This is a genomic window from Micromonospora sp. DT15 (genome assembly GCF_049841475.1).
GTDB lineage: Bacteria > Actinomycetota > Actinomycetes > Mycobacteriales > Micromonosporaceae > Micromonospora.
Genome location: NZ_JBNCKJ010000008.1, coordinates 1 through 25,571 on the forward strand (window position 1 = coordinate 1; position 25,571 = coordinate 25,571).

Consider the following 25,571-nt stretch of genomic DNA (forward strand, 5'->3'; position numbering starts at 1 on the left):
GGGGCTTTTCTGCGGTTGGTGTTTTTTTTTTTTTGGGGGGGGGGCGCCCCCGGGCCCCCCCCCGCCGCCGTGCAAGAATCTCGCCGAGGTGAGGCGACATCGACGGCCTACTCTTGATGACGCTGTTGCCCCTGGTCGGCTTCGCAGCCCTGACCGCGGGCAACGCGTTCTTCGTCGCGGCCGAGTTCGCCCTGGTCACTGTCGACCGGGCGGAGATCGACCGGCGGGCCGCCGCGGGCGACCAGGCCGCCCTGACGGTACGCACAGCGCTGCGCGAACTCTCCTTCCAGCTCTCCGGGGCGCAGCTCGGCATCACCATCACCGCGCTGCTCACCGGCTACCTGGCCGAGCCGGCCCTGGCTCGGCTCTTTACCCCGCTGTTGCGCCCGCTGGCCGGGGACAACACGGAGCGGCTCACCCCGTTCCTCGCGCTGGCCCTGGCCACGCTCATCTCCATGCTCTTCGGCGAGTTGGTGCCGAAGAACGCGGCGCTGGCCCGACCCATGCCGGCGGCGTTGGCCACTGCCGGTCCGATGCACACCTTCTCCCGGACGTTCGGCTGGGTGATCCGGGGGTTGAACGGCTCGGCGAACCGACTGGTCCGGGCGTTCGGCGTGGAGCCGCAGGAGGAGTTGGCCAGCGCCCGCTCGCCGGAGGAACTGGGCCTGCTGGCGGGCATCTCGGCGCGGGCCGGCGCGCTGCCCACGGACACCGCGATGCTGCTGCGTCGCACCATCCGCTTCGGTGACAAGCGGGCAGCGGAGGCGATGACCCCCAGAGTGGACGTGGTCGCGCTGCGCGCCACGGCCACCGTGGCGGAGCTTCTGGAGGAGTCACGGCGGACCGGGCGGACCCGGTTTCCGGTGTACGAGGAGACCCTGGACCTGGTGACCGGTGTGGCCGCGGTGCCCGACGCGCTGGGCGTGCCGCTGGCCGACCGCGCGTCGACCCGGGTCGGTTCGGTGGCCCGCGAGCCGGTGTACGTGCCGGAGAGCCTGAACCTGGACGGTGTCCTGGCGGCGTTGAAGGCGGCCGGGGCCGACCTGGCCATCGTGGTCGACGAGTACGGCGGCACGGACGGCGTGGTGACAGTCGAGGACCTCGTCGAGGAGTTGGTCGGGGAGATCGCCGACGAGTTCGACCCGGCGAGCGTGGACGACAACGGATCGGACGAGTTGACCGTGCCGGGCGGTGAGCGCACAGTGCTGGTCGACGGTGTGCTCCGCTCCGACGAGTTGGCCGAGCAGACCGGCTTCCGGTTACCCGAGGGGCCGTACGAGACCCTGGCCGGGTTCCTGATGGCCCAGCTCGGGCACATCCCGCTCGCCGGCGAGACGGTCGAGGCGGCCGGCTGGGAGTTCACAGTGGTCGAGGTCGAGCGGCACCGGATCGAGCAGGTCCGGGTGTTGCGCCCGGCGGACCCGGACGACGATGACTGAGCTGCTGGTGACAGTGCTGTTGCTGCTCGGCAACGGGTTCTTCGTGGGCAGCGAGTTCGCGCTCATCGCGTCCCGTCGGACGGTGATCGAGCCGCTGGCCGCCGGGTCGAAACGCGCCCGCTGGGCGTTGTCGGCGATGAACCAGATTCCGCTGATGATCGCTGGCGCGCAGCTCGGCATCACTGTCTGCTCGTTGGGTCTGGGCGCGATCGCCGAACCGGCGCTCGCGCACCTGCTGGAGCCGCCGTTCCACGCGGCGGGCCTGCCGGAGCGGGCGGTGCACCCGGTGGCTTTCGTGCTGGCGCTGGGCGTGGTGGTCTTTCTGCACACGGTCGTCGGTGAAATGGTGCCGAAGAACATCACGCTGGCCGGTCCGGAGGTCTCCGCGCTCTGGCTCGGGCCGGCGATGCTGGCATTCTGTGTGGCCACCAAACCGTTGTTGCTCGCGATGAAATGGGCGGCCCGGAGGGTGCTCGGGTTCTGGCGGATCGAGGCGTCCGAGTCGGTGAAGACGGTGTTCACCGCCGAGGAGTTGGCCGGGTTGGTCTCGCAGGCGCGGACCGAGGGGCTGCTCGACGCGGAGCAGCACGCGCGGATCACCGGCGCGCTGGCCCTGCACGCCCGGACGGCGGCGGACGCGCTGCAACCGTGGTCGACGGTGGTGACGGTGGCCGAGGACGTCTCGCCGGCCTCACTGGAGGTGCTGGCGACCCGGACCGGCCGGTCCCGGTTCCCGGTGGTGCAGCGGTCGACCCGTCGGGTGCTCGGCTTCGTGCACGTCAAGGACGTGCTCGGGTACGCCGGGCAGGGCCGCCGGTCTCCGGTGCCGGCCGACGTCTACCGGCCGCTGGCGGTGGTGCCGCCGGACCGTACGCTGGCCGACCTGCTGCTGTCCATGCGTCGCGAACGGCGGCACATGGTGCTGGTCAGCGACGGCCGACGGCCGATCGGTGTGGTCACTCTTGACGACGTATTGACCGCAATCGTTGGGTGATGGACGAATACCCTTGGTGTGCAAGCGGTTGCACGACAGTGATGGTTACCGCCCTCGCCTTGATTACCGCCGCGAGCTTCCCTAATGTGAGGCACCGACCGCTGTGGGTCGTCTGCCTCGGCCCTTTCCTCACGCGAGGCGCCCGGCGGTCGGTTGCAAAGGAGTCGGTGCCGGTGGCAACCATGCCCCCTCATCGTCACGACCTGTTTGCGTCTGCTCGCTCTGGTGGCCTGCGTCGCGTCGCGCACCGGGTGCTGATCCTGGTCGCCGCGGCGGCGGTCGGCGCCGGTCTGCTGACCGCGCCGGCACATGCCGCGCCCACGGTCGACGAGATCGAGGCGCAGATCGACAAGAAGTGGGAGCAGTTGGAGCCCACCATCGAGCAGTACAACAAGGTCCGGGCGCAGCTGAAGGTCAACCGGCAGAAGTCGGCGAACCTGCAGAAGAAGATCGAGCCGCTGGCGCTGCAGAGCGAGCTGGCGCTCAACCGGGTCGGCGACCTCGCCTCCCGCTACTACATCTCCGGTCCGTCACACGACATCGGTGCGCTGCTGGTCAGCGCCAAGCCGGACACGCTCACCGAGCAGCTCACCATCCTCGACCGGCTCGCTTCGCAGGAGCGCAAGGAGGTCGAGGGCGTGCTGGCCGTGCGGGCCAAGTACGACGGTGAGAAGCAGAAGCTGGACGCGCTGATCGTCACCCAGACCAAGCAGCAGAATGATCTGGCGGCCAAGAAGAAGCAGATCGACGCCGAGATCAAGCAGCTCGAGGCGTCGATGCCCAAGACCACCGTCAAGACGGCGGCCTGCCCGACCATCAACGGCGTGTTCAGTGCGGCGGCCCGCACCGCGATCAAGACCGCCTGCGGCAAGGTCGGCAAGCCGTACGTCTGGGGTGCCACCGGGCCGAACTCGTTCGACTGCTCGGGGCTGACCCAGTACGCCTACAAGGCGGCCGGGATCTACCTGACGCACCACACCGGTGACCAGTGGAACGAGGGCAAGGCCATCTCGCGCGCCGACGCCCGCCCCGGTGACCTGGTGTTCTTCTTCTCCGGCCTGAGTCATGTCGGGCTGTATCTGGGTAACAACCAGATGGTGCACGCGCCACGCGCCGGCAAGCCGGTGCAGGTGTCCAGCATCACCACCATGCCCGTCGCCGGGTTCCGCAGACCTGGCTGATCCACCTCGCGCGACACGACGGCCCCCGGTCACCGACCGGGGGCCGTCGTGGTTCTCAGCGGGGTGCCCCCACCGGGGAGGGCAACAGCTGCACGTCGGCGAGGTCGACGTACATGATCCGGTGGCCGAACTGGATCTGCGCGTACCGGTTCTTGCCGCGAATGACCGTCCAGTCGCCGGGTGAGGAGCCGTCGAACGTGCTGGCCCGGTAGTACTCGCCGGCCAGCACCGCGCCGACGGAGTACCGCTGCCCGGCGGCCAGCGTGTACTGGAGCGGCGTGATCGCCTGGTAGGGCACCCCGTCCGGGTACGCGGACTGCTCCGGGTACGCCCGTCCGTAGACCGGAACGGTGGCTCTTCCGGGCTTCGGCGTCGCCACGACTCCGACGGTCCAACTGGCGGTCGGCGCGGACGCCGGGTTGTGGAACCAGGCCCGCTGCCCGAGGTACCAGATCGCCGTCCAGTCGCCCTGCCGGCCGGCCAGCGCGTACGTCTGCCCGGCGGACGCCCGGGCCCCGTGGTCCGACACCGCCATCGTGTTCGGGCTGCCGTCCGGGCGGAGCGCGATGTCGTTGACCAGCGGCGCGTCAGCGGACGGCGCGCTGCGCAGCACCACCGACGAGGAACCGCGCGGAGCGCAGGGCACGCCCACCGTGACGCAGTCGGTGAACGCCGGCTGGTTGGTGGTGTAGTCCGGGTCGATCCGGACCAGCCCGGTGGCCGGGGTGCCGGTGTCCAGTCGAGGGGCGTGCAGCAGGTCGAAGTAGTGCGTCCAGTCCCAGTAGGGGCCCGGATCCCAGTGCATTCCCCGCACTGTCGAGGGGATGGTGCCGGGCACGTTGTCGTGGCCGATGATGTGTTGGCGGTCCAGTGGGATGCCCAGCCGCAGCGCCAGGTGCCGGACCAGCTTCGCCGAGGTCCGGTACATCGCCTCGGTGTACCAGGTGCCCTGCGCCGCGAAGCCCTCGTGTTCCAACCCGATCGACTTCGCGTTGACGTACCAGTTGCCGGCGTGCCAGCCGACGTCCTTCGTCTTGACGTGCTGGGCGATGTGCCCGTCGACCGAGCGCAGCGAGTAGTGCCAGCTCACGTAGGTTGGGTCCTGGACAAGTTGCAGGGTGGTGGCCCAACTCGCCTCGGTGTCGTGGATGACGATGTACTCGATCTTCTGCCGCGCGGGCCGGTCGGAGAGGTCGTGGTTGCCGTAGTCCCCCTCGCCGAACGCCTGGTAGGGCGCCGGGATCCATTCGCAGGAGATGGTGCGGGGGCATTCCACCCCGTCCGGGCGGGCCAGCCGGCGCAGGCCCAGCCGGTCCAGCCAGGAACGTTCGGGCCGTACCGTGCGGGCCGGCAGGGTGATCCGCTGGCCGTCGTCGGTCACCCGGGCTTCGCCCGCGCCGATGGTGGTGAAGACCTCGTCGGCGAAGGCCGCCGCGGCGTCGGCGCTGTCCGCGCCCGAGTAGCGGGCCACCGCGCCGTACCAGGCCGCCGGGTCGGTGTCCGCGCCGACCGTCGCGCCCAGATCCCTCTGGTACGCGCTCAGCAGCGCGGCCCCACCCCGGATGTTGAGGCCCGCGTCGGTACGCAGTGCCTCGGGGGCGGCACCGGTCAGCGCGGCGGCGGCGTCGACGGTCTGCAACGCGGCGGTGGACGGGGCGGGTGCCTCGACCGGTCGGGGCGCGGGCACCCGGGCCGGCCGGGAGCCGTCACCGCGTGGGTCCTCGGCGCCGGCGTTGTGGTGACCGCGTCCGGGTAGGGCGGCCACGTGCCGCACGTCGGTGAGGTGCATCGGGCCGTAGCCGCCACTGGTGCTCGGTGTGCCGGCGTTGGTGTCCCAACGGGACTCCAGGTAGGAGACGCCGAGCAGCACGACGGCCGGTACGCCGTACTCGGTGGCCGCGTCGGCGTACTGCTGTTGGCGGTCGGTGGTGGGCGCGGCGGCGGCCGGGCCGACGGAGAGTGGCACCGTGGTCGCGGCGGCGACCAGGGTGGCGGCGAGCAGCGCGCGCCAGCCTGTCGACAGGGTTGGATGGTGCATCGAACCCCCTAGATTCTCGCGGAGTGAGGTCAGGTCACCATCGCGCCGTCCGGGAGATCGCGTCAATACCTTTCCATCTATCGAAGTGCACGGAAAGAATTCTTCACACACGGTCAGTGACCTCGTCCAATCCGTACGGAGTGTCACGGCCGCACGGGTTGCGGATCGGTAACGGGCGTCTCTACTCTGGTCATTTGTCGGCCCGACAGCAGCTCCGCCCACCCCGGGCGGTAACGGACCGACACCGCCGAGTCGTTTCCGAGCGAACCGGGGACCCAGGTCCCTCGGGGTGAATCCGCAGCCACTGCGGTAGGGCGCCGACTTCCCGCCCGAACCCGTCAGCTAACCCGGTAGGCGGTCAGGAAGAAGGAGTACGGAACCCCGGTGGCACTCCATGCCCCGCGGCCGTCGTCCGAGCGGTCGGCATCAGCCGGCCCGGCGTCGATAGTGCCGCGCCCACGCTGGTCCCGCTTCACCACCGCACTCGCCGCGCTGGCCGGCGTCGCCGTCGTTCTGACCGGTAGTGCCACGCCGGCCCACGCCGACCCCTCCGTCGCCGAGATCGAGCGCCAGATCGACGCCGACTGGAACAAGCTCGAACCGGTCATCGAACGGCACAACGCCACCCGCATCGACCTCGCCGCGAAGCGCAAGCAGGCAGACGCGCTGGCCGCCCGGATCACTCCGCTCGAGCGCCAGGTCGACGCCGCGATGGACAAGGTCAGCGCCCTTGCCGTACGCGCCTACATGGGTGAGAACGTCTCGACCGTCAACGCGATGCTGGGCAGCCGGTCGCCCAGCGAGGTGGTCGGCCAGCTCGAAATGCTCGACCGCTTCGCGCACGACCAGCAGAAGGACGTCCGCCAGGTGGCCGACCTGCGCGACCAACTGGCCGCGCAGAAGGCGCCACTGGACGAGATGGTGGCCCAGCTGACCCGCACGGAAGCCCAGCTGGCGGCGAAGAAGAAGCAGATCAACGACGAGATCGAACGCCTGCAGAAGCTGCGCCTGAAGGTGTACGGCAGCGGCGGCGGCGGTCCGCTGCGCCCGGCGCCCTGCCCGGGTAGCTACCCCGGCGGTGCCGCGGGCACCGCGGTCAAGTTCGCCTGCGCGCAGATCGGCAAGCCCTACGTCTGGGGTGCCGAGGGTCCGAACTCGTACGACTGCTCCGGGCTCATGCTGGCCGCCTGGGCGAAGGCCGGCGTGTCGCTGCCGCACAACGCCGCCGCGCAGAGCCGGGTCACCAAGAACGTCAGCAAGGGTGACCTGCGCCCCGGCGACCTGGTCTTCTACTACAGCGACATCCACCACGTCGGCATGTACGTCGGCGGTGGCTGGGTGGTGCACGCCTCGCAGGCCGGTCAACCGGTCAAGATGAAGAAGGTCGACGACGGCCCGATCCACAGCTATGGCCGTCCAGGCTGACCCAGTGTGACCGAAGGGGCCCGTCGCGATCTCCTCGCGGCGGGCCCTCGTCGTTCTGGTCCTAGCGGGTGGGCCAGGTGCGCCAGTGCTGCCAGGCGCGGCTGGGTGTCGGCCCCCGCTGGCCCTGGTAGCGCGAGCCGTAGACCACCGAGCCGTACGGGTGCTCGGCTGGCGAGGAGAGCCGGAAGATGCAGAGCTGCCCGATCTTCATGCCCGGCCAGAGGGTGATCGGCAGGTTCGCCACGTTCGAGAGTTCCAGCGTCACGTGGCCGGAGAAGCCCGGGTCGATGAAACCGGCGGTGGAGTGCGTGAGCAGCCCGAGCCGGCCCAGGGAGCTCTTGCCCTCCAGTCGGCCGGCGAGCTGGTCACCCAGCGAGATGACCTCCAGCGTCGAGGCGAGCACGAACTCCCCCGGGTGCAGCACGAACGGCTCGCCGTCGGGGACCTCGACCGCCGAGGTCAGGTCGTCCTGCTGCATGGCCGGATCGATGTGGGTGTAGAGGTGGTTGTTGAAGACCCGGAACAGCCGGTCGAGTCGGACGTCGATGCTGGAGGGTTGGACCAGGGTGGGCTCGAACGGCTCCAAGCCCAGCGTGCCGGCCTTGATCTCGGAGACCAGGTCACGGTCGGAGAGCAGCATCGGACCACCATAGCCGCGTTGCCGGAAGTGGCCGGATTCGGTGCCGGACCAGCGCGTCGAGGTCGCTACTCGTACATTTGTTCGATAGAATGCCCACATGGCTTCCTGGTCCGAATTCGCCGCCGACGAGCCCCGACTCGCCGACGGGATCCGCGTTCTCCTTCAGCAGTACGGGCCGGGCTTCGGCTATCTGGCCACGGTCCGTGCCGACGGCGGGCCCCGCGTCCATCCGGTCTCCCCGGTCATCACCGCCGAGGGGCTGTTCTGCTTCATCATCGACTCGCCCAAGCGCCGCGACCTCGAACGTGACGGCCGTTACGCGCTGCACTCGTTCCCTGCGGAGGAGAGCGACGACGAGGCGTACGTGGCGGGTCACGCCCGCCCGGTGACCGATCCGATCCGGGTGGCGCAGCTGGCGCAGAGCGCCCGGGCCGAGCCGCAGGTCGACTGGCGGCTCTTCGAGTTCACCGTCGACGTGGCCATGCTCACCCGCCGCGAGCAGCACATCGCGGGCATTCCGGGTCTCGGGCCGAGCCGGCCGGCCGTTCGGGTCTGGCTCGACCCAAACGCCCAGTCGGCGGTGGCAGCGCCCCTCGCCGTCCCGCAGACGCGCCCGACCCTCCTCAGCCGTGACGTGCAGTGCACGGCCGCCTGACCACACCACCGGAAGATCATCGGTGCCGGCTCCGTGGTGACGGAGCCGGCACCGATGCGTACGCCCGCCACACCCGGCGAGCCGCCACTCCCGCATGATCCACTCGACTTCGGCGAAACCGCGGTATCCCGGCGCTGCGGATGCCCCGACTTCCAGGAAGCCGAGTGGATCAACCCGGCCGACCCGGGCGGCACGGTCCGCGGACACCTGCGGTCACCGGGGGTGCCTGGGTGCATGGGCTCGATGACTCGGGTACAGTGGTGCCGCTTGCGGGTGTAGTTCAATGGCAGAACATCAGCTTCCCAAGCTGACAGTGCGGGTTCGATTCCCGTCACCCGCTCCACGATCAAGGCCCAGGTCAGGACATGTTCCCGACCTGGGCCTCATTCGTTCCGGTCACTTCTTCGGCTTGGCGTGCCCGTTACGTGCCCGATCCCGGTAGGCCATCCCGCCTGCCATCGACCCGGGCAAGCCGAGCAGACCACCGCCCGACCCGCCAGCGTCCGCACGGGCCGTCAAGGTCCGCTTGACGTGGCGGGCCGGGCGGCGGCCCGCTCCCAGGAGGGCGGGTCGATGGCAGACGGGATGGCAGCCGCGCGGTGTCACGAGGCGCGCGGCAGCGCGAGCCAGTCCTGCCAGGTAATGTCGCGGCCCAGATAACGGGGCTGCCGGAAGGGCCAGTCGGCGGCGATCCACTGCGGCACCAGCGCGTCGAGCGCGCGCTCCACCTCGCCGCCGACGAGGTCGTCCACCACCCACCAGGAGACCTCTCCGTCTGAGCCGGTGCGCTCGGGCGGGTCGATGTAGACGCAGCCAAAGATGACCGTCTCCTCCTCGTCCAGCAGCGCGTAGTTGAACGACTGGTGCGCGGCTATCTCCTTCTCGTGCCGCAGCAAGTCGATGCGGTCCTCTTCATAGGTCATTGTCTCCTTGGGCCAAGCCCAGGCCGGGCCGAAGATCTCCCACAAGCGTTCTCGGGAGCCCATCACGGCGGGGTAGTCGATCGCGGTGTCCGCCTCCCGGATCGGCCGCAGGTGAAGCGCGGTGTTGGGCACGGGCACGTAGACGGGGTGGACGAAGTCGTCAGGCAGCCAACTCATAACGGCCGAGGCTACAACCAGTCGGCGCGGGATGATCCAGGCGGCGCGGGCCACGGCGGACGACCGCCGGGCTTCGACAAGACCGCCTACAAGTCCAGCCCTTGTCTACGCCCGCCGTGCCCGACCCGTGCCCGATGGAGCGGTCAGCAGGGGTCAACAGCGGCTCCTCGCACGACAGCGACCGGTCCCCTCCGTGCTCGATAGCCAGGCGGCGCGACTGCTCACCGGCGTGATCAATCCGATTCCCAAGCTGACAGTGCGGGTTCGATTCCCGTCACCCGCTCCACCATGAAGGCCCAGGTCAGGACATGTTCCCGACCTGGGCCTTCATCCGTTCCGATCGCTTTCTTGCGCTTGCGGTGCCTCCGCTACTGCAGAGCCGCGAGAAGGCCAGAGACGGCAACGACGAGCGCAGCGATGCTGCTGGTTAACGCTGCCCACTCACCTAGCGTGGTTGGCCTGCGTCGGCCCGTCCGCATCTTCCGCCTGTTCGTTCGCCTCATCAACCCTGCGCCCTCCTCGGCCCGGTGGTTGCACGTCAGGAGCGGCGCCAACTGATGTACCGCCCTGTCCCCGCGCGCCTTCTGCTGGCTCACGTCAGTACGTCGGTCACACAGTTAGCTGACGTGGGTCTTTTGCAAGTTGCACCACTGATGGGCGAGGACCCCGTACCGATGCCTGGTTGAGTGACGGTCGCCCGTCACCCGCTCCCCGATCGAGGCCCTGGCCAGGACGCTGTGACCTCCGTACCAGCAGGCGCAGGTGGCGTGGTGCCAAGCGGGAACTCGCAGACGGTGCGCCAAGGGCTGATGTCCGGCGTTCCGGCGATCAGCCGGACTCTGTCGATGGCCGCGTTGATCGGTAGGTAAGTGGAGACGGTTTCCGCGGCGTGGCTCAGCGTGGCCTTGGCGGCGTCGTGACCGATGGTCAGGTGCGGCACCACATCGCTGTGCGCCCCGGCATACGGGGGCGCCTCGGGAAACTGCTGCCACACCGCCGAAGTGAGCTCCAGGAACGGGCGAGCTGGCTGCGGAGCAAGCCAGACGACCGTGTCACCGAACCAGCCGACGTCCGTCAGTGCGACGTCGAACCGCGGGATCCCGGCAATGGTCTCGCGCAGTACGGCCAAGACCTGCTCATCGATCTGCTGCGGAGGCAGGAACGGGTAGAGGACGGTCACGTGGGCTGGCACCCCCCACCCAGCGGCCCGGTCGAGCGATGCCCGGAAGGGGCCCACCGCCTTCTCGGCCTCGGGTATCGGCACGATGATCGCCGTCTGTATCGGTTCCATCCCCACAGCTTTCCGCTACGGTCGGTGCCGGTCCACTGGATTCACCACCCGCCAGGCGGTCCGCACTCACCAGAGGTCGGGCGGCAGCAGGAGCCGTGGTGGTGAGCGCCCGTTCTCAGTCTCGGGACCGCATTCGGGCAGCGAGGAAGGACGGCCGCTCGGTGAGGCGGGCGTAGGCGTCCTCGTTGACCTCGCGGAGTTCGACGCGCGGCCGTGGCTCGATGAGCTTCTCCAGGAGGAAGCCGGCGTCCAGGAGTTCGCCGAGGAATGTTTCCAGCGTCATCCGCTGGAAGTGGAGGGCACCCGGCCCGTGCGGCAGATCGACCCAGGAGTCGTCGTAGTAGGAGCCGCCAAAGTGTCGCCAGTCAGCCGTCGGATGGCTGGTCGAGATGACGAGCCGGTCTGCATCCGAGCACGATCCCGACCGCCGAGGGGATCCGCAAGCGTGTTCGCGCGACGGGACGCTTCTGAACGGCCTCTACCGGTAGTCGGCGAAGATCCGGCGTTCCACGCCATCGACGGTGACCTGACCGCCGTGCGGAAGAATCCATTGTGGCTTGGTGTGGCCGAACGGCACGCCGACGCAGACGACCGCCTCGGGGTTGTAGCGGGTCACCACGTCGACGACCGTGTCGCGCTGCTGCTCGCGAAGTCGCGCCCGATCTGCGGCCGGGGGTCGACGGGTGTGGTCGGAGACCGGCGGACGGGCGACCAGGACCGCGTCGACGGCGCTGAGGAGACCGCGTTCACCAAGTGATCGGACGATCCAGCCGACCTCAGGGGCGGGGAGAAGCTCCTCCGACGTCTCGATGATCAGCACCCCGCCGTGCAGGACCTCCGGGGGGAACGGGAAGCGTCCCGCCGTCAGGATCCACTGGATGACTTCCAGGCAGCCACCCCAGGTGCGGCCGGTGACCGCTCGGGCCGGCCCGTGCCAGCTCCATGGCTCCGTCGGTTCGCGCTCTCCGAACGACTTCAACGCCTGCGGATCTGCCCAGTCGACGCCGATGTCCTCGGACTCACCCGGGTCGGTGACCTCCAGCCGTTCCCCGGTCAGCAACGCCGCTCGCAGCGACCTGACGTGCACGTCGTCGACGGCAGGCCCGGGGCCGAGGTGCACCTGCGAGGATCCGCCGTAGAAGCTGGCGATGCCCAGTCCCCAGAGCCAGTGGTGCAGGTTGGTGTTGTCGCTGGTGCCGAGGAACGGCTTCGGGTCGGCGCGGGCCAGGTCGGCGTCCAGGTGGGGGATGACGGTGATCTGATCCTCGCCGCCGATGACGGCGAGAATGCCGCGTACCTGGGGGTCCGCGAAGGCGGCGTTGATGTCCGCCGCACGCGCTGCCGCGGTCGCACCCACCTGGCGGGTGGTGGGGTATTCGACAGGTACGAGGCCGGTCAGGTCGGCAAGCCGTCGCATGGCCTGCTCGTGGATCACCGGATAGGCGCCGGCGGCGGCGAAGGATGGTGAGAGGACCGCGAGGTGGTCCCCGGGGCGCGCCTTTCGGGGACGAACAAGCTCATGCTCCATGTCCAGATCCAACAGGTGTGCCGGTCCGTACGCGACTCATTTCGGCGCATGCCTGAGGCGTTTCAGCACCAGCGCGTGGATGCCTAGGCCGTTCTCTCGGCAGCGAAGTAGGGCTCGGCCGCCTCCAGTCGGGGCACCTCCACGCCCAGCCTGCGCGCCTCCGCCAGGGTGTCGCGGCAGACCGCGCGCAGCTCCTCGGGGTTGGCATGGGCTTCCATGACCAGGCGCATCGGCGGGAAGTGCCTGAAAAGCCAGGCCATCACCGGTGCTGCCAGCCAGACGGGCGCGGTGAAAGGAAGTAGCTCGCTGCGGTGCCGCCGCAGATCAACGCCGCGAGCCTCGACGAGCCGCAGGAGTTCGCGGGTGGCGAGGATCGCTTCGCGTGCGTTGCCGGGCGTCAGCTTGGACAACGAGCCCTGCTTCAGGCTCTGCGTGTGCAGGCCCGCGTTCTGAACGAAGTGGATCGACAGCCAGCCGCGGAAGTCGGAGCTCTCCTGGAGCCTGAACCCCGCCTCGCGAAACACCTGGCGCACGGCCCGCTCGCGCTCGGTCGGCGGCCGGTCGAGAGTGCCGAAGAAGACCACGGGCAGCAGGGCCCCACGCAGCACGCCGTCGTCGCCGAAGCCGCCGCCGGCCCCGGGGAAGCCCCAGGCCACCTGATCAGCGGGAAGGTGTTCGGTGGCGGTCATCGGCTCGACCCAGAGGTTGTTGAAGACGAGCACAGTGGCGTTGCCCACGCGCGGTCCCAGGAAGGCTGCGGCCTCCGCGAAGCCGTAGTGCTGCACGCTCAGCACGATCAGATCGAAGTCATGGTCCGGCTCCAGTGACTCGCGGTAGCGCACCGGCCACCTCTCGGCGACGCGCTTCCCCCACGGCCGTCGCCGGGCGTCGAGCAGGTCGAGATCAATCGCATCGCCGTACGCTGCCGCCCGCCCCGGCCGGACATAGAACTCGACGTGGTGCCCGGCCCGTTCCAGGGCCCACCCGTACGTCGCGCCGATGACGCCCCGGCCGAACATCAAGATCTTCACGCGGCACCTCGTACCCTATAATCGGAGACCGTCTCCGGTTCTCAAAATATGGAGACAGTCTCCACTTGTCAACATGGAGCCCCACGTGACCGATGCCAAGCCACTGCGCGCCGACGCCCGCCGCAACCGGGACGCCCTGATCGCGAAGGCCCGCGAGCTCTTCGCCAGCGGCTGCTTCAATCTGCGCTTCGACGACTTCGCCAAACTCGCTGGCGTGGGCACCGGCACGCTCTACCGCCACTTCCCCACCCGGGAAGCCCTGGCCGAGGCGGTCTACCGCGAAGAGCTCACCGCGATGTGCGACCGCGCCCGCGAGCTGCAGGCCACCCTCCCCGCCGACGAGGCGCTGGAATCCTTTCTGCGTGGCTTCGTGGACCACCTGCACCGCCACGAGGGCCTCGCCCGCACACTCGCCACGCTCATGGCCACCCAATCGGGCGCGCTGGCAGAGGGTGCCCAAGCCCTGGGCCAGGTGATCGACGACCTCCTGGCCGCAGCCGTCAGGACCGGCACCGTCCGCGACGACGTGGGAGCCGGCGCCGTCATGATGACCCTCCACGGCATCTGTGCGGCCTACGACCACCCGACCTACCGAACCGACGCGGACAGCGTCATCACCCTCGTTCTCGCCGGCCTCCGCCGCTCGGCGCCGTGAGCAGACCTGGCTCCTGTGGCAGTCCAGCCACTGCGCTCAGCTGGAGGCCCGGAACTCCTGATGGCGTCGCAGGAGTTCCCGCAGTGCGCTGATCTCGGCCGCCAGCGCGGCCTGCCCCTGCTCGGTGATCCTGATCCAGGTCTTGGGTCGCCGTCCGTGGTAGCCCCGTTCGATCTGGATCAGGTCGGCCTCCTCCAGCACGGCGAGGTGGCGGGAGAGGTTGCCGGCGGTGAGTTCGAGGGCGTCGCGCAGGTAGGCGACCTCCACCCGCTCGGCCTCTGCCGCGATGGTGAGGATGCCGAGCCGGTTGCGTTGGTGGACGGTGTCGCTGAGCCCGTTCGTCGGATGCCCGCCGTTGCCGGCGGCCTCTGCGTTGCTGGTCACGCGGACTTCCTGATCGTGTTGAGGAGGGCGACGCCACCGCCGACGAGCAGGATCGGTGCGGGCAGCAGGGCGGCCAGCAGGAAGCTGTAGCGGTTCAGATCCCCCGGCTGGAAGTTGGCGGCCTGGAAGTAGATGTTCACGAGGGCGATCGCCGCGACGTAGAGCGCGGCCACGACCGTCAGGCCACGGCTGCGTTCCAGTCGAGCCAGGATCAGTAGTCCCAGAGCGATGACCAGGTGCGGGATCATGCCGCGGTTGGAGATGCCCAGCAGCGGTACGGTCAGCCAGCTGGTTCCGTTCGAGATCACCGTCGTCGTGTTGAGCAACAGGTGCCGCAGCACGATCGGCAGCACGAGCCCGACCATGGTGCCCACGATGCCGGCGATGACGTACGGCCGAGCCGGTGTCTGGACGCCCACCCGCACACCATGCCACCGATACCACCAGAGGCTGAGCAGGTAGCCGCCGATGAGCGCCGCCAGCCAGTACCAGCCGAGGGCTGCCGAGCGTTCGAGAAAGTCCCCACCGAGGCCGGTCAGTGCGGGGTTGTCCTCACCGACACGCAGGGCGGACGGTTCGACCGATTCGACGTAGAGGGGTGCTGCGACCGCCGTCAGGAGACCGAACAGCAGTAGCGGCAGCCAGTAGGCGTTGCGGGCTGCCCGGGTGCGTCGCTGAAGGGCGGCCACCGACGCCAGCAGCTCCGTGGGTGTGTTGCCGCTGTTCGGCGCTGTGCTCGATCGGTCCGACACGGTGACCTCCTGGCCGCTCCACAGATGCTGCACTAGCAATAGGTTTGCACTGCAAATCATTCTGCGCAAGAGTTCGAGCGAGGTGATGACTTCTATCGGGATCGACAGTGGTAGTTCCTGCTGGACGCGGCACCGGCTAGGGTCCGGCTTGGAGGTGGTCCGTGTTCACCGAAGCGTTTCCGATCGTGACGACACCTGACCTGCCACGACTGATCGCGTTCTACCGGGACGTGGTCGGCTTCGAGCTGACCTACCGGTTCCCGGACGAGGGCGCACCGGAGTTCGTCGCCCTCCGACTGGGCAGCAGCGAGCTCGGCCTGGCCGCCAACCCGGAGGCTGGCGGGCCGGCCGACTCACACCGCTGGGAGCTGTGCGTCTACGCCGACGACTGCGACGCGGCAGTGGGCGCGCTGAGCACGGGTGGGGCGACGGTCACCGAGGAGCCGGTTGACCAGCCCTGGGGTGAGCGTTCTGCGCGGGTCACCGACCCCGACGGCAACCGCCTGCTGGTGCTGGCGCGGCTGTAGACGACAGCGCCGGGAAGGGCGCGGTCATCGTCTCCAGAACAGGAGGTGGGTGACTCCGCTGGGGCTGGGCACCGACTCGAGGTGGAAGCGGTCGAGCAGTTCGTCGGGGCTGTCCCACAGCCGCTCGCCCCGGTCGAGATCGACGGGCGCGACGGCGATGTGCATCGTGTCGACCAGATCGGCCTCGAGGAATTCACGGATGGTGGCGACCCCACCACCGAGGCGTACGTCCCGACCGTTGGCCGCCTGCTTCGCCTCGGCCAGTGCGTCGGCCGGGCTGACATCGCGGAAGTGGAACGTGGTGTCGGACAGGCTGAACGACGGGCGCACGTGGTGGGTGAGCACGAAGACCGGCGTGTGGAACGGCGGGTTGTCCCCCCACCAGCCCTGCCAGTCAAGGTTCTCCCAGGGGCCACGCTGGGGGCCGAACTTGTTGCGACCCATGATCTCCGCGCCGATGTTGCACTCGGCGTCGCGGGTCAGGTAGTCGTCCAGGCCGCGGCTGCCACCCGGCTCGGTGCGATACACGAAGCTGGCGGTGGCGGAACGCCAGGAGAACAGCGGGGTGGGGTCCGCGTGACCGAAGGGCCTTTCCAGGCTCTGCCCCTCCCCGGTCCCGAACCCGTCGCGCGAGACGTTAAAGCACTGCACCCGCAACAGTTGCGGCATGGTTTCTCCTCCTTCCTTCGAGCAGCCGGGGTTCAGTTCGCGGTCACCGTCGGGCCGCCTCCGCTGCCCCGGTCGTCGAGCACGAGCGGGGCGCGACCTCGCACCGCGTACCGGATGTGGGTCACCTGTGGGGTGGCAAGGACGCGGGTCGGCGTCAGCTCGACCCCCTCCCGGTCGCCCAGGTCGAGGTCCGCGTCGAAGAGGCGCAGGCCGGTGCCGAGCACGACAGGTACGACGTGCAGCTCCAACTCGTCGAGCAGGCCGGCCTTGAGCACCTGCCGCACCAGGCTGCCGCCCCCGGCCACCGCGACGTCCTTGCCGCCGGCCACAGCGCGCGCTTGCTCGACGGCGCTGACCACGCCGTCGGTGACGTAGGTGAAGCTGGTGCCGCCTCCCCGCAGCAGCCGCTGGCGAGGGCGGTGGGTGACGACGAAGACCGGTGCGCGAAACGGCGGCTCCTCACCCCAGGGGATCTCACCTCCGTCGGCCATCCGGCGCCCCATCACGTACGCGCCGGCCGCGCCGAACGACTCGGCGATCACCTCGGAGTTGGTGTCCTGCTCCCCGCCGGCGAAGCCCTGCCGTTCGCGCCAGGCCGCCGCCTCGGTCGCCCACCGGGTGACCCGGAAGAATTTGGCGCTCTCCTCCGAGTCCATCCAGTTGCCGTTCCCGTCGAACTGCGGCCCGGCGTAGAAGCCGTCCACCGACACCGACAGTTGTGCTGTCACCTTCGTCATCGCGTTCTGGTCCTCTCCTCGGGCGACACCCCGCCTGGGTGCCGCTCCCCGAGGGGTCGGAGCCGAACGCGGTGTCCCTACCGGGAAGAAGTGTGACCTGTGCCACTCGCCGGCTCGGTCAGGTACCACTCCCCGGCGTGTTCCGGGTCGCGTGACCAGCGCATCCGGGCCTTTTCCTCCGGGCGGGGGCTCCAGTCCCGGTAGGGCGCGAGGGCCACCCGCCAGGCGATCACAGCGAAGACGTAGATGCCCGGGCCGACCAGCCAGAGCAGGGCGTCGCGTCGCCGATAGGAGGCGTACGGCGCGAGCCACGCGGTCGCCGCCATCGGCACCGCGACCGCGCTGAGGTCGGCCAGCGGCCCGCGGCCGAACCGGGACTCGACCAACTCGCGGAGGATGAGGGACGGAACGACCACCCCGGCCAGCAACGCCACCGTGCGGATCATGCGGAACCGGCGAGCCGGGGGTACGCGGGCGGCAGTTGCTTCGGCGGGCACCACCGGAGGGTACGGGCTGGCCGCGACGGTGGACCTAGAACTGCCGGTTGGCGATCGCCGCTTCGATCCGCAGACCGATACCGGTCAGGATGAGGAACGCGGCCAGGATCTGCGGTTTGAGCCCTGCGCCCCCGGACGGCATGCTGAATAGCGAGATCACAAAACCCGCCACCAGTGACAGGGTGCCGAACGCCCGTACCGTGTCGGTCCGTCGTGCCCGCATGTCCACAACGGAACGGTAACCAAGGTCGGGCGACGATGGTGCCCCGGACGCCGGCCTAACCGACTGCCCGCCTGCCCCACGAGGTGCCGGACGGTTCGTAGCCGTGGCGGCGGTAGAAGCGCACGGCGCTCGCGTTGCGGTGGTGGATACCCGCCGACAGGTAGGAAAGCCCGTGCTCGACCGCCCACCGGCCCGCCGCGTCGAGCAGCGCGGAGCCGACCCCACGGCCCCGGGCCTCGTCGAGCACCACAGTATGGATCTGCGCCGAAGGCTCCGGGCGAAGGATCTGGTGTGCGGGCGGTTCGGGCAGGCGCAGCACCTCGACCATCCCGACCACCTGCCCGCCCTGTTCCGCGACAAGAAGCGCGTTCCGGGCGGTCGCGTCGCTGAGGACGGCGGTGAAGTGCTCGATGACCGCCTCGCGCTGCGGCAGGCGGTAGGTGTCAGGGTCGAGCGCCAGGTGCGCTTCGGCGTTCGCCATGCGCAACTCGACCAGCGCCGGCACGTCAGAAAGGCTCGCCGTTCGAACGGCTGCCCCGATCCCCTGCATGGCGTGATGCTAGGGCGCGGGTGGCCGGCCCGACTAGGGTGGCGATCATGCGGATTGGCATCGTGATCCTTCCGGACCAGCGGTGGGCGGAGTCGCAGCGTCGCTGGCGGCAGGTCGACGAGTGGGGCTTCGACCACGCCTGGACGTACGACCACCTGGGTTGGCGTGACCTGGTCGACGGCCCGTGGTTCGACTCGATGGCCACGCTGACCGCCGCTGCCACGGTTACCTCGCGGATTCGACTGGGCACTCTCGTGGCGTCGCCGAACTTCCGGCACCCGGCCGCGTTCGCCAGGCAGATCACCACTGTGGACGACGTTTCCGCCGGTCGCCTGCTGCTCGGTCTGGGAGCGGGTGGCATCGGCTTCGACTCGGCGGTGCTGGGTGGTGAGACGCTGCCGCCTCGTCAGCGGGTCGACCGGTTCGCCGAGTTCACCGAGTTGCTGGACCTGATCCTGACCGAGGACGGCACCACCTGGCGTGGGGACTGGTTCGCCGCTGTGGATGCCCGCAACAACCCCGGCTGCGTGCAGCAGCCTCGGGTGCCGTTCGTAATGGCAGCCAACGGGCCACGGTCGATGCGGTTGGTGGCCCGCTTCGGGCAGGGGTGGGTGACCACCGGCACCGGTGACGACAACGACCTGGCGGGTTGGTGGGCCAGTGTGTCGGCGCTGTCCGCGCGGATGGACCGGACCCTGGACGAGGCCGGCCGTGACCCGGCCAGCCTGGATCGCTACCTCTCGTTGGATGCCGCGCCGGTCTTCTCGCTCAGCAGCGCACAGTTCTTCGCCGACCAGGTCGGCCGCGCCGCCGAGCTGGGCTTCACCGACGTGGTGACGCACTGGCCACGCGCCAGCAGTTGGTACGCCGGTGACGAGGCCGTCCTGGTGGACGTGGCGACGCGGCTGCTGCCACAACTACGCGACTGACCCGCCAGGCCGAGACGTCTGCCTAACTGGCAGCCGCCGCGCCGACCCAGCTGGGGAAGAGACGTCAGGTGCCGAGGTCACCGCTGGCCACACCGCCCTCGCCGCCGGAAACCAGGCGGAAGCGCAGGCAGACGATCGGGGTGTCGCCGTCGACCGGCGTGCCGAGCCGCGCCCAGTAGGTCGAGTGCCCGGCCCGCCACTCCTCGATCGAGCGGTCACCCTCGCCCTCGGCGTGGGCGAAGTCCCAGGGCACGTCGGCGAAGCGGACCACCTCGACTTCGGTGATCTCCACGACGCCGGCCAGTGCGTTGTCGTCGTCGACCAGGGCCAGGCGTTCGCCGACGTGCTCCAACTCCTCGCCTTCTTCCGCGTACTCGGCGAGTCGGCCGGCCGTCGCGGTCTTCACACCGGCCAGCACCAGGGTGTTGAGGGTCGACCGCAACTCGCCGGGGGTGCCGAGGGCGAGGGCGCGCAGTTCACCGATCCGAGGCCACATCCTGCCGAGGCTAGGCCAGGGCGCCCCCGGTCGACGCCGCAATACCCGTCGCCCCGCTCAGATCAGTTGGCCGGCGTAGCCGGGTGCGGTGAGGAGCCGCTCGTCGGCACTGGTCGCGTACGCGTCGAGGATCGCGTCGGCGAGCTTGACCACGTGCTCGTCGCCGTGGCGGGCCGCGCGGGCGAAGACCTCCGACGGCGTCGCGGGGGTGACGGTCGGTGGTGCGATGCCGTTGGCCGGGGCGTACACGGAGGTCATGGCCGCCGTCGCGGCCCAGGCCGCGGCGAAGCTCGGCGCCCACAGAGCCCGGTCAAGTGCCGGCAGGGTACGCAGCACGGCGGTCGGCGCGGTGACCGCGTGCACCAGCATGACCGGGTTGGTGTGTCCGAAACGCAGGTAGTCCAGGCCGGCCCGGTGCACCAGCGCGGTGAGCCCCCGCTGCGCCTCGGCCGGGCTCCGCGCGGGGCGCAGCGCCGCGAGCGCAGGCTCCCACCGGGGTACGGCCGGCAGCCGGCCCAGCCGGTCCCGGACCCCTCCGGTCTGGTCCTCGATCCGGGGCAGCCCGGCCAGCGCGCCCGCCACGTCGATGTCGTCGATACCCGGCTCGTCGGGATCGCCGGTGAACAGCCGGTCGGTGCCGGGGATCGGCTGCCAGCGTGCCGCCCAGTAGCCGAGGGCCTGGCCCAACTCGGTGAGCCGCCGTGGGTTCTCCTCGTCCGCTCCGAGCGCGCGTACGGCGTGCCCGACCCGGATCACGCCGTGGGTGGCGCCGGCGGCGATGCCCGGCAGCAGCCGGGGCCACCAGGTGCCGAGCACGTCGCGCCACTGGTGTTCGCGCAGCTGCCGGTCAAAGTGGGCCAGCCAGTCACCGGCGCGCTTCGGGTCGCCGAGCGCGTCCCGCCAGTCGTCGATCGGGTGCAGCCCTCGGGGCAGCTCATCGAGTCGCCCGAGGTAGTCGTCGAGCCAGCGGTGCACCCGTTGCTCGTGCCCGTGCCGGACCAGCGCCTCGACGGCCATCGGCCCGTGGTTGGACAGCCAGCCCTCGAACTCCGGGCCGGTGCGGTGCAGTCGTTCGTACGCCTCGTCCAGTGTTCCCTCGCTCATCTACCGATCGTCGTTCTTCAACCTTGCTTGAGGTCAACCCGGCAGATCGGCGGCGTCGATCAGGCCGGTGATCCGTAGGTCGGCCGCGATCTCGGGCGGGCAGTCCACGGCCACCACGGCGGTGCCGAGCACCTCGGCGCCCCGGGCTGCGCAGATGTCGTAGAGGGCGTGCAGCTGCGCGCCGGTACGCACCCAGTCGTCCACCACCAGCACCCGGTCGCCGGGGCCGAGGTGCCGGTCCCGTACGGCGAGGTCCACCCGTCGGCCCCGGTAGTCCGGTGGGCTCTGTGCCCAGGTGAGTGGCCCGGCCGGCAGGCGTCCGTCACCGGGCTTGTGTGCGGCCACGAAGCCGACCCCGAGGGCGGTGGCGGCCAACGGCCCGAGCAGCAGCCCGGTGACGGCCGGCGCGAGGACCACCGTTGGACGGGCGGCCCGGTACGGCGCCACCAGGGCAGGCCCCAGCTCGGCCAGCACCGCTGGGTCCCGCCACCAACCGGAGATGTCGCTGACCAGGTGACTGGTGCCCGGGCCGGGGTCGATCCACTGGAACAGGGCGGCCAGGCGTTCGGTCAGATCGGCGGGCATCCGCTCATCCTGCGGCACGGGCGGCGGGCGCGACGGCACCCGGGCCACCCGGCCCACCCCGGGTCGGATGATCGGCTACACGTACCTGTGCAAATACGGGCATACCACCATGATCACGTTGACTTCGGAAGTGCTTCTCTCGTTACGGTCCGATCCGGTTTGTTCAGACGACGAAAGGACCGGGCCGGTGGCAGGCAAGCACTCTCGCACCCGCATCTTCTCCTCCCCGGCGGGCATCGTGGCCACCGCGGCGGTCGGCGTCGCCCTCGCCGTCGGCGGCACGGTAGGTGCCGTGCAGTTGGTCTCCGGGCCCGACCAGTCCGGGCAGGTGGCTCTCGACCTCACCCCGACCACCGCCGCGAGCAGCCTCACCCCCAGCTCCCCGGCCGCCACCCCGAGCGTCAGCGCCTCGCCCAGCGTGACCGCCAGCCCGTCGGCGAGCCGGTCGCAGCAGGCCGCCTCCCGGGGCAGGGAACGCACCACGTCGCCGAAGCCGAAGCCGAAGCCGACCGTCAAGAAGACCACGGCCGCGGCGAAGGTGCTGGAGAGCGGTTCGTGCGGCGCCTCGTTCTACTCCGACGGGCAGCTCACCGCCAACGGCGAGTCGTTCAACCCGGACGCGCTGACCGCCGCGCACAAGACGCTGCCGTTCAACACCAAGGTCCGGGTGACCAACCCGGCCAACGGCAAGTCGGTGACGGTGCGGATCAACGACCGTGGCCCGTTCATCGACGGCCGCTGCCTGGACCTCTCCCGGGCCGCCTTCGCCAGCATCGCCTCGGTCGACGTGGGCGCGCTCACCGTCCGCTACGAGGTGCTCGGCTGAGCGGGAGCGGTGACGCCGATTCGGTCGGCTTACTGGGCCGGCCGGACAGAACCTCCTCAGACGACGGGTCAGGTTCATTCACCGGTTCACGTGGATCAGGCAAACTGTCCCTCGTACCCACGCGACTCCTCCAGTCGGGCCGTCGCCCGCTGAGCCCCGGATCCCGCGCCGGCCTCGGCGCGGCCCTCGTTCTGCTCGCGATCGTCTCGGCGGTGGAGGCGGCGGACGGCCGTAAGGTGCACTACGTCGCGCTCCTGGCGGCCGCGCCGGTTCTCGCCGCTGCCCTGGCATCCTGGCTGGTGGTCCTGGGGGTGGGCGTCGCGGCGACACTGATCGGCGCCGGCTTCGCGCTGGTCGCGCCGAAGGTTTCGTTGGCCACCTCGGTCAACGTTGTCGCGGTCGCTCTCGTCACCGGAATGGCAGTGGCGGTGGCCTGGGTTCGCCAGCGGCAGGCCGAGCGGATCGTGGAGCTGACCAAGCTCGCCTCGGTGGCCCAGCAGGCGGTGTTGCGCCCGCTCGGGCCGCAGGTCGGCACGCTGTCGGTCGCGGGACGCTACATCTCCTCCACCGCGACGGCCGAGATCGGCGGCGACCTGTACGAGGCGATCGACACGCCCTACGGCGTCCGCATGATCATCGGTGACGTGCGGGGCAAGGGTCTGGACGCGGTCCGGCTGGCCAGCATCGTCCTCGGTTCCTACCGGCACGTGGCGTACGAGCGGGCCGACCTGCGGGCCGTCGTCGCCGACCTGGACCGCGCGGTCGCCCGCAACGTCGGCGACGAGGACTTCGTCACGGCGGCACTGGTCGAGGAGCGTGGCGGCACTCTCACGATCGTCAACTGCGGGCATCCGCCACCGCTGCTGCTACGTCGAGGTGCGGTGATCCCGCTGGAACCGCCGGCCCCGGCGCCTCCGCTCGGGTTCATGCCGGTGGTCCGCCCCCGGGTCGAACGCCTGGAACCCGGGGACCGGCTGCTGCTGTTCACCGACGGTCTCGGCGAGGCGCGGCGGGACGGTGAGTTCTTCCCGACCGCCGACCGGGCCTGGCGACTGCTCGGCCATGGCACGGTCGCCGACGGGCTGGCATCGCTGGAGACCGCCCTGGTCGAGTGGGTGCACGGTCGGCTCGACGACGACATCGCGCTGGTTCTGATGGAGTACGTGGGTGCCCGCGCCGGCGCGGCCGTCGCCGTCCCGAGCTGGGAGGTCGGCGCCGCCGAGAGCTGACCCGGCCGACCGCGCCCGCAGGTGTGTAATGGCCGTCACTTGGGTGATCCGCTTGTCGCTGCCTACCCGCGAGTAATACAGTCGGGGTTACTGATCGGTAACACCTGTCCGGAAGCGGGGCCAGCGAGCATGACCCACTACAAGAGCAACCTGCGGGACCTTGAGTTCAACCTGTTCGAGGTCTTCGGGGCGGACCAGGCGTTCGGCCAGGAACCGTACTCCGAACTCGACGCCGACACCGCCCGCAGTTTCCTCTCCGAGCTTGATCGCCTCGCTCGCGAGGACCTGGCCGCCAGCTACACGGACAGCGACCGCAACCCGCCGGTGTTCGACCCGGCCACGCACACCGCGCCGCTCCCGGAGTCGTTCAAGAAGTCCTACCAGGCATTCATGGACTCCGAGTTCTGGCGCCTGGACCTGCCGCCGCACCTGGGCGGCACCAACGCCCCCCGCGCCCTCTGGTGGGCCCTCGCCGAGCTGGTGCTCGGCTCGAACGCCCCGATCTGGATGTACGCCTCCGGCCCGTCCTTCGCGCACGTGCTGGAGGTCGAGGGCAACGAGCAGCAGAAGCGGTGGGCCAAGCTCTTCATCGACAAGCAGTGGGGCTCCACCATGGTGCTCACCGAGCCGGACGCCGGCTCGGATGTCGGCGCCGGCCGCGCCCGTGCCATCCAGCAGCCGGACGGCTCCTGGCACATCGAGGGCGTGAAGCGCTTCATCACCTCGGGTGAGCACGACCTCAGCGACAACATCGTGCACTACGTGCTGGCCCGCCCGGTGGGTGTGGAAGGCGTCGGTGGCCCCGGCACCAAGGGCCTGTCGCTCTTCGTCGTGCCGAAGTTCCACTTCGACGAGACCACCGGCGAGCTGGGCGAGCGCAACGGCGTCTACACCACCAACGTCGAGCACAAGATGGGCCTGAAGGTCTCCAACACCTGCGAGCTGACCTTCGGCGAGCACGGCGTACCGGCCAAGGGCTGGCTGCTGGGCGACAAGCACGACGGCATCCGCCAGATGTTCATGATCATCGAGTACGCCCGGATGCTGGTCGGCACCAAGGCCATCGCCACCCTCTCCACCGGCTACCTGAACGCCCTGGAGTACGCGAAGAACCGGGTGCAGGGCGCCGACCTGGTCCAGCAGGCGGACAAGACCGCGCCGCGGGTCACCATCACCCACCACCCGGACGTGCGCCGCTCGCTGCTGCTGCAGAAGTCGTACGCCGAGGGCCTGCGTGCCCTGGTTCTCTACACCGCCACCTGGCAGGACAAGGTCGCCATCGCCGAGGCGGCCGGCGACGAGAAGGCCACCAAGCTGGCCAAGCGGGTGAACGACCTGCTGCTGCCGCTGGTCAAGGGCGTCGGTTCGGAGCGGGCGTACGAGATGCTCGGGCACGAGTCCCTGCAGACCTTCGGCGGCTCCGGTTTCCTCCAGGACTACCCGCTGGAGCAGTACGTCCGGGACGCCAAGATCGACACCCTGTACGAGGGCACCACCGCCATCCAGAGCTTGGACCTGATCTTCCGCAAGATCGTTCGGGACAACGGCAAGGCCCTCATGGCGGTCGCCGGCGAGATCCAGGAGTTCATCTCCACCGAGGCGGGCAACGGCCAGCTCAAGGAGGAGCGGCAGGCGCTCGGCAAGGCGCTCGGCGAGGTGCAGAACATCCTCGGTGTGATGACCGGCTGGCTGGGCGAGGCGCAGGGCGGCGAGACCCGCGCCCTCTACAAGGTCGGGCTGAGCAGCCGGCGCTTCCTGCTGGCGATCGGTGACCTGGTGGTCGGCTGGCTGCTGCAGCGGCAGGCCGAGGTGGCGCTGAAGGCGCTGACCGGCGAGGTCTCCGCCAGCGACAAGGCGTTCTACACCGGCAAGGTGGCCGCTGCCCGTTTCTTCGCCCGTGAGGTGCTGCCCCGCATCGGCGCCGACCGGCGGATCATCGAGGGTGCCGACCTCGACATCATGGACCTCCCGGAGGAGGCCTTCTAGGTCCTGTGCCGGGTCGCACCACTCGGCACCGACGGCCGGCGGGGCATGTTGCCCCGTCGGCCGCCGCCGTTTCGACCCGACGGTGGGCACGCATTGACCG

The 25,571-nt window shown here is 70.0% G+C and carries 28 protein-coding genes, 1 tRNA gene and 1 riboswitch; of the genes, 12 read left to right on the forward strand and 17 right to left on the reverse strand.

Going from position 1 to position 25,571, the window contains the following annotated elements:
* Nucleotides 1–116 precede the first annotated feature (116 nt).
* The 3 genes from ACLQ3F_RS18435 (at nucleotide 117) to ACLQ3F_RS18445 (ending at nucleotide 3,614) form a co-directional block, all read left to right on the forward strand.
* On the forward strand, nucleotides 117–1,439 hold the full coding sequence (locus tag ACLQ3F_RS18435; protein ID WP_425850326.1) for a hemolysin family protein: 1,323 nt from the start codon (nucleotides 117–119) through the stop codon (nucleotides 1,437–1,439).
* A complete protein-coding gene (locus tag ACLQ3F_RS18440; protein ID WP_355004619.1) occupies nucleotides 1,432–2,433 on the forward strand; it encodes a hemolysin family protein in 1,002 nt (333 codons plus the stop codon). Before ACLQ3F_RS18435 ends, ACLQ3F_RS18440 begins: the two co-directional genes overlap by 8 nt.
* Nucleotides 2,434–2,600: 167 nt before the next feature.
* Nucleotides 2,601–3,614, forward strand: coding sequence for an NlpC/P60 family protein (locus tag ACLQ3F_RS18445; RefSeq protein ID WP_357200642.1), 1,014 nt, complete (start codon nucleotides 2,601–2,603; stop codon nucleotides 3,612–3,614).
* Between the two features lie 55 nt (nucleotides 3,615–3,669).
* Here ACLQ3F_RS18445 and ACLQ3F_RS18450 read toward each other — a convergent pair whose 3' ends face one another.
* Nucleotides 3,670–5,652: an N-acetylmuramoyl-L-alanine amidase gene (locus ACLQ3F_RS18450; RefSeq protein WP_425850328.1), complete on the reverse strand. Its 1,983-nt coding sequence runs from the start codon at nucleotides 5,650–5,652 to the stop codon at nucleotides 3,670–3,672.
* Between the two features lie 235 nt (nucleotides 5,653–5,887).
* Nucleotides 5,888–6,023: riboswitch (cyclic di-AMP (ydaO/yuaA leader) on the forward strand.
* 13 nt (nucleotides 6,024–6,036) lie between these two features.
* Here ACLQ3F_RS18450 and ACLQ3F_RS18455 point away from each other — a divergent pair.
* Complete coding sequence (locus tag ACLQ3F_RS18455) at nucleotides 6,037–7,077, forward strand: NlpC/P60 family protein (RefSeq protein WP_425850330.1); 1,041 nt, start codon at nucleotides 6,037–6,039, stop codon at nucleotides 7,075–7,077.
* 61 nt (nucleotides 7,078–7,138) lie between these two features.
* Here the strand turns inward: ACLQ3F_RS18455 and dcd are convergent, their stop codons facing one another.
* Complete coding sequence (gene dcd / locus ACLQ3F_RS18460) at nucleotides 7,139–7,717, reverse strand: dCTP deaminase (RefSeq protein WP_030332009.1); 579 nt, start codon at nucleotides 7,715–7,717, stop codon at nucleotides 7,139–7,141.
* 97 nt (nucleotides 7,718–7,814) lie between these two features.
* On the opposite strand from dcd, the gene ACLQ3F_RS18465 reads away from it, so the two are divergent.
* Together ACLQ3F_RS18465 and ACLQ3F_RS18470 are read left to right on the forward strand one after the other, a co-directional pair.
* Entirely contained in the window at nucleotides 7,815–8,372 is a 558-nt protein-coding gene (locus tag ACLQ3F_RS18465) for a pyridoxamine 5'-phosphate oxidase family protein (RefSeq protein WP_355004623.1), read from the forward strand.
* A 269-nt stretch (nucleotides 8,373–8,641) separates the two neighbouring features.
* Nucleotides 8,642–8,715 (forward strand) — tRNA-Gly (locus ACLQ3F_RS18470).
* A gap of 259 nt (nucleotides 8,716–8,974) precedes the next feature.
* On the opposite strand, the gene ACLQ3F_RS18475 is transcribed toward ACLQ3F_RS18470, so the two are convergent.
* The 5 genes from ACLQ3F_RS18475 to ACLQ3F_RS18495 form a co-directional block, all read right to left on the reverse strand.
* Nucleotides 8,975–9,472, reverse strand: coding sequence for an N-acetyltransferase (locus tag ACLQ3F_RS18475; protein WP_425850332.1), 498 nt, complete (start codon nucleotides 9,470–9,472; stop codon nucleotides 8,975–8,977).
* A 700-nt stretch (nucleotides 9,473–10,172) separates the two neighbouring features.
* Nucleotides 10,173–10,763 carry a 2'-5' RNA ligase family protein gene (locus ACLQ3F_RS18480; protein WP_425850727.1) on the reverse strand — a complete coding sequence of 197 codons (591 nt, stop codon included), beginning with the start codon at nucleotides 10,761–10,763 and terminating at the stop codon, nucleotides 10,173–10,175.
* Between the two features lie 115 nt (nucleotides 10,764–10,878).
* Complete coding sequence (locus ACLQ3F_RS18485; RefSeq protein ID WP_425850333.1) at nucleotides 10,879–11,046, reverse strand: hypothetical protein; 168 nt, start codon at nucleotides 11,044–11,046, stop codon at nucleotides 10,879–10,881.
* A 195-nt stretch (nucleotides 11,047–11,241) separates the two neighbouring features.
* Nucleotides 11,242–12,180, reverse strand: coding sequence for an LD-carboxypeptidase (locus tag ACLQ3F_RS18490; protein ID WP_357200717.1), 939 nt, complete (start codon nucleotides 12,178–12,180; stop codon nucleotides 11,242–11,244).
* Between the two features lie 194 nt (nucleotides 12,181–12,374).
* The gene (locus ACLQ3F_RS18495; protein WP_425850336.1) at nucleotides 12,375–13,322 is read right to left on the reverse strand and encodes a ketopantoate reductase family protein; all 948 of its coding nucleotides are present in this window, start codon (nucleotides 13,320–13,322) and stop codon (nucleotides 12,375–12,377) included.
* Nucleotides 13,323–13,407: 85 nt separating this feature from the next.
* Here ACLQ3F_RS18495 and ACLQ3F_RS18500 point away from each other — a divergent pair, with 85 nt between their 5' ends.
* Nucleotides 13,408–13,977, forward strand: a complete 570-nt coding sequence (locus ACLQ3F_RS18500) for a TetR/AcrR family transcriptional regulator (RefSeq protein ID WP_425850339.1) — start codon at nucleotides 13,408–13,410, stop codon at nucleotides 13,975–13,977.
* 36 nt (nucleotides 13,978–14,013) lie between these two features.
* Here ACLQ3F_RS18500 and ACLQ3F_RS18505 read toward each other — a convergent pair whose 3' ends face one another.
* Together ACLQ3F_RS18505 and ACLQ3F_RS18510 are read right to left on the reverse strand one after the other, a co-directional pair.
* A complete protein-coding gene (locus ACLQ3F_RS18505; protein ID WP_425850342.1) occupies nucleotides 14,014–14,361 on the reverse strand; it encodes a transcriptional regulator in 348 nt (115 codons plus the stop codon).
* The gene (locus tag ACLQ3F_RS18510) at nucleotides 14,358–15,113 is read right to left on the reverse strand and encodes a hypothetical protein (RefSeq protein WP_425850345.1); all 756 of its coding nucleotides are present in this window, start codon (nucleotides 15,111–15,113) and stop codon (nucleotides 14,358–14,360) included. The genes ACLQ3F_RS18505 and ACLQ3F_RS18510 overlap by 4 nt, the downstream gene beginning before the upstream one ends.
* 185 nt (nucleotides 15,114–15,298) lie before the next feature.
* On the opposite strand from ACLQ3F_RS18510, the gene ACLQ3F_RS18515 reads away from it, so the two are divergent.
* Nucleotides 15,299–15,640: a VOC family protein gene (locus tag ACLQ3F_RS18515; RefSeq protein ID WP_357200665.1), complete on the forward strand. Its 342-nt coding sequence runs from the start codon at nucleotides 15,299–15,301 to the stop codon at nucleotides 15,638–15,640.
* 24 nt (nucleotides 15,641–15,664) lie between these two features.
* Here the strand turns inward: ACLQ3F_RS18515 and ACLQ3F_RS18520 are convergent, their stop codons facing one another.
* The 5 genes from ACLQ3F_RS18520 to ACLQ3F_RS18540 all read right to left on the reverse strand — a co-directional run bounded on the left by ACLQ3F_RS18520 (nucleotide 15,665) and on the right by ACLQ3F_RS18540 (nucleotide 18,316).
* Complete coding sequence (locus tag ACLQ3F_RS18520) at nucleotides 15,665–16,309, reverse strand: dihydrofolate reductase family protein (RefSeq protein WP_425850348.1); 645 nt, start codon at nucleotides 16,307–16,309, stop codon at nucleotides 15,665–15,667.
* A 32-nt stretch (nucleotides 16,310–16,341) separates the two neighbouring features.
* Entirely contained in the window at nucleotides 16,342–17,046 is a 705-nt protein-coding gene (locus ACLQ3F_RS18525; protein ID WP_357200669.1) for a dihydrofolate reductase family protein, read from the reverse strand.
* Nucleotides 17,047–17,123: 77 nt separating this feature from the next.
* Complete coding sequence (locus ACLQ3F_RS18530; RefSeq protein WP_425850351.1) at nucleotides 17,124–17,543, reverse strand: hypothetical protein; 420 nt, start codon at nucleotides 17,541–17,543, stop codon at nucleotides 17,124–17,126.
* Between the two features lie 34 nt (nucleotides 17,544–17,577).
* Complete coding sequence (locus ACLQ3F_RS18535; RefSeq protein ID WP_425850352.1) at nucleotides 17,578–17,766, reverse strand: hypothetical protein; 189 nt, start codon at nucleotides 17,764–17,766, stop codon at nucleotides 17,578–17,580.
* 55 nt (nucleotides 17,767–17,821) lie between these two features.
* Nucleotides 17,822–18,316 carry a GNAT family N-acetyltransferase gene (locus ACLQ3F_RS18540; RefSeq protein ID WP_425850353.1) on the reverse strand — a complete coding sequence of 165 codons (495 nt, stop codon included), beginning with the start codon at nucleotides 18,314–18,316 and terminating at the stop codon, nucleotides 17,822–17,824.
* A 47-nt stretch (nucleotides 18,317–18,363) separates the two neighbouring features.
* On the opposite strand from ACLQ3F_RS18540, the gene ACLQ3F_RS18545 reads away from it, so the two are divergent.
* Nucleotides 18,364–19,245: an LLM class flavin-dependent oxidoreductase gene (locus ACLQ3F_RS18545; protein WP_425850355.1), complete on the forward strand. Its 882-nt coding sequence runs from the start codon at nucleotides 18,364–18,366 to the stop codon at nucleotides 19,243–19,245.
* A 64-nt stretch (nucleotides 19,246–19,309) separates the two neighbouring features.
* Here ACLQ3F_RS18545 and ACLQ3F_RS18550 read toward each other — a convergent pair whose 3' ends face one another.
* Genes ACLQ3F_RS18550 through ACLQ3F_RS18560 form a run of 3 tightly spaced genes read right to left on the reverse strand, consistent with a single transcriptional unit; the run spans nucleotide 19,310 to nucleotide 21,430 of the window.
* Nucleotides 19,310–19,741 carry an ASCH domain-containing protein gene (locus tag ACLQ3F_RS18550; RefSeq protein ID WP_357222475.1) on the reverse strand — a complete coding sequence of 144 codons (432 nt, stop codon included), beginning with the start codon at nucleotides 19,739–19,741 and terminating at the stop codon, nucleotides 19,310–19,312.
* Nucleotides 19,742–19,798: 57 nt separating this feature from the next.
* Nucleotides 19,799–20,845 carry a questin oxidase family protein gene (locus ACLQ3F_RS18555; RefSeq protein ID WP_425850358.1) on the reverse strand — a complete coding sequence of 349 codons (1,047 nt, stop codon included), beginning with the start codon at nucleotides 20,843–20,845 and terminating at the stop codon, nucleotides 19,799–19,801.
* 33 nt (nucleotides 20,846–20,878) lie between these two features.
* On the reverse strand, nucleotides 20,879–21,430 hold the full coding sequence (locus ACLQ3F_RS18560; protein WP_425850360.1) for a phosphoribosyltransferase family protein: 552 nt from the start codon (nucleotides 21,428–21,430) through the stop codon (nucleotides 20,879–20,881).
* 187 nt (nucleotides 21,431–21,617) lie between these two features.
* Between ACLQ3F_RS18560 and ACLQ3F_RS18565 the strand changes: the two genes are divergently transcribed.
* From ACLQ3F_RS18565 to ACLQ3F_RS18575, 3 genes are all read left to right on the forward strand, one after another.
* A complete protein-coding gene (locus ACLQ3F_RS18565; protein WP_425850363.1) occupies nucleotides 21,618–22,256 on the forward strand; it encodes a septal ring lytic transglycosylase RlpA family protein in 639 nt (212 codons plus the stop codon).
* A gap of 104 nt (nucleotides 22,257–22,360) precedes the next feature.
* Nucleotides 22,361–23,485 carry a PP2C family protein-serine/threonine phosphatase gene (locus ACLQ3F_RS18570; RefSeq protein WP_357200720.1) on the forward strand — a complete coding sequence of 375 codons (1,125 nt, stop codon included), beginning with the start codon at nucleotides 22,361–22,363 and terminating at the stop codon, nucleotides 23,483–23,485.
* Nucleotides 23,486–23,614: 129 nt separating this feature from the next.
* Nucleotides 23,615–25,471: an acyl-CoA dehydrogenase gene (locus ACLQ3F_RS18575; protein WP_357200698.1), complete on the forward strand. Its 1,857-nt coding sequence runs from the start codon at nucleotides 23,615–23,617 to the stop codon at nucleotides 25,469–25,471.
* Nucleotides 25,472–25,571 lie beyond the last annotated feature (100 nt).

What these genes read in the sequence shown, in the direction of transcription:
- ACLQ3F_RS18435 (WP_425850326.1), top strand. Translation starts at nt 117, where the DNA reads ATGACGCTGTTGCCCCTGGTCGGCTTCGCAGCCCTGACCGCGGGCAAC.
- ACLQ3F_RS18440 (WP_355004619.1), top strand. Translation starts at nt 1,432, where the DNA reads ATGACTGAGCTGCTGGTGACAGTGCTGTTGCTGCTCGGCAACGGGTTC.
- ACLQ3F_RS18450 (WP_425850328.1), bottom strand. Translation starts at nt 5,652, where the DNA reads ATGCACCATCCAACCCTGTCGACAGGCTGGCGCGCGCTGCTCGCCGCC.
- dcd (WP_030332009.1), bottom strand. Translation starts at nt 7,717, where the DNA reads ATGCTGCTCTCCGACCGTGACCTGGTCTCCGAGATCAAGGCCGGCACG.
- ACLQ3F_RS18465 (WP_355004623.1), top strand. Translation starts at nt 7,815, where the DNA reads ATGGCTTCCTGGTCCGAATTCGCCGCCGACGAGCCCCGACTCGCCGAC.
- ACLQ3F_RS18475 (WP_425850332.1), bottom strand. Translation starts at nt 9,472, where the DNA reads ATGAGTTGGCTGCCTGACGACTTCGTCCACCCCGTCTACGTGCCCGTG.
- ACLQ3F_RS18480 (WP_425850727.1), bottom strand. Translation starts at nt 10,763, where the DNA reads ATGGAACCGATACAGACGGCGATCATCGTGCCGATACCCGAGGCCGAG.
- ACLQ3F_RS18485 (WP_425850333.1), bottom strand. Translation starts at nt 11,046, where the DNA reads ATGACGCTGGAAACATTCCTCGGCGAACTCCTGGACGCCGGCTTCCTC.
- ACLQ3F_RS18490 (WP_357200717.1), bottom strand. Translation starts at nt 12,180, where the DNA reads ATGCGACGGCTTGCCGACCTGACCGGCCTCGTACCTGTCGAATACCCC.
- ACLQ3F_RS18520 (WP_425850348.1), bottom strand. Translation starts at nt 16,309, where the DNA reads ATGCCGCAACTGTTGCGGGTGCAGTGCTTTAACGTCTCGCGCGACGGG.
- ACLQ3F_RS18525 (WP_357200669.1), bottom strand. Translation starts at nt 17,046, where the DNA reads ATGACGAAGGTGACAGCACAACTGTCGGTGTCGGTGGACGGCTTCTAC.
- ACLQ3F_RS18535 (WP_425850352.1), bottom strand. Translation starts at nt 17,766, where the DNA reads ATGCGGGCACGACGGACCGACACGGTACGGGCGTTCGGCACCCTGTCA.
- ACLQ3F_RS18540 (WP_425850353.1), bottom strand. Translation starts at nt 18,316, where the DNA reads ATGCAGGGGATCGGGGCAGCCGTTCGAACGGCGAGCCTTTCTGACGTG.
- ACLQ3F_RS18545 (WP_425850355.1), top strand. Translation starts at nt 18,364, where the DNA reads ATGCGGATTGGCATCGTGATCCTTCCGGACCAGCGGTGGGCGGAGTCG.
- ACLQ3F_RS18550 (WP_357222475.1), bottom strand. Translation starts at nt 19,741, where the DNA reads ATGTGGCCTCGGATCGGTGAACTGCGCGCCCTCGCCCTCGGCACCCCC.
- ACLQ3F_RS18555 (WP_425850358.1), bottom strand. Translation starts at nt 20,845, where the DNA reads ATGAGCGAGGGAACACTGGACGAGGCGTACGAACGACTGCACCGCACC.
- ACLQ3F_RS18560 (WP_425850360.1), bottom strand. Translation starts at nt 21,430, where the DNA reads ATGCCCGCCGATCTGACCGAACGCCTGGCCGCCCTGTTCCAGTGGATC.
- ACLQ3F_RS18575 (WP_357200698.1), top strand. Translation starts at nt 23,615, where the DNA reads ATGACCCACTACAAGAGCAACCTGCGGGACCTTGAGTTCAACCTGTTC.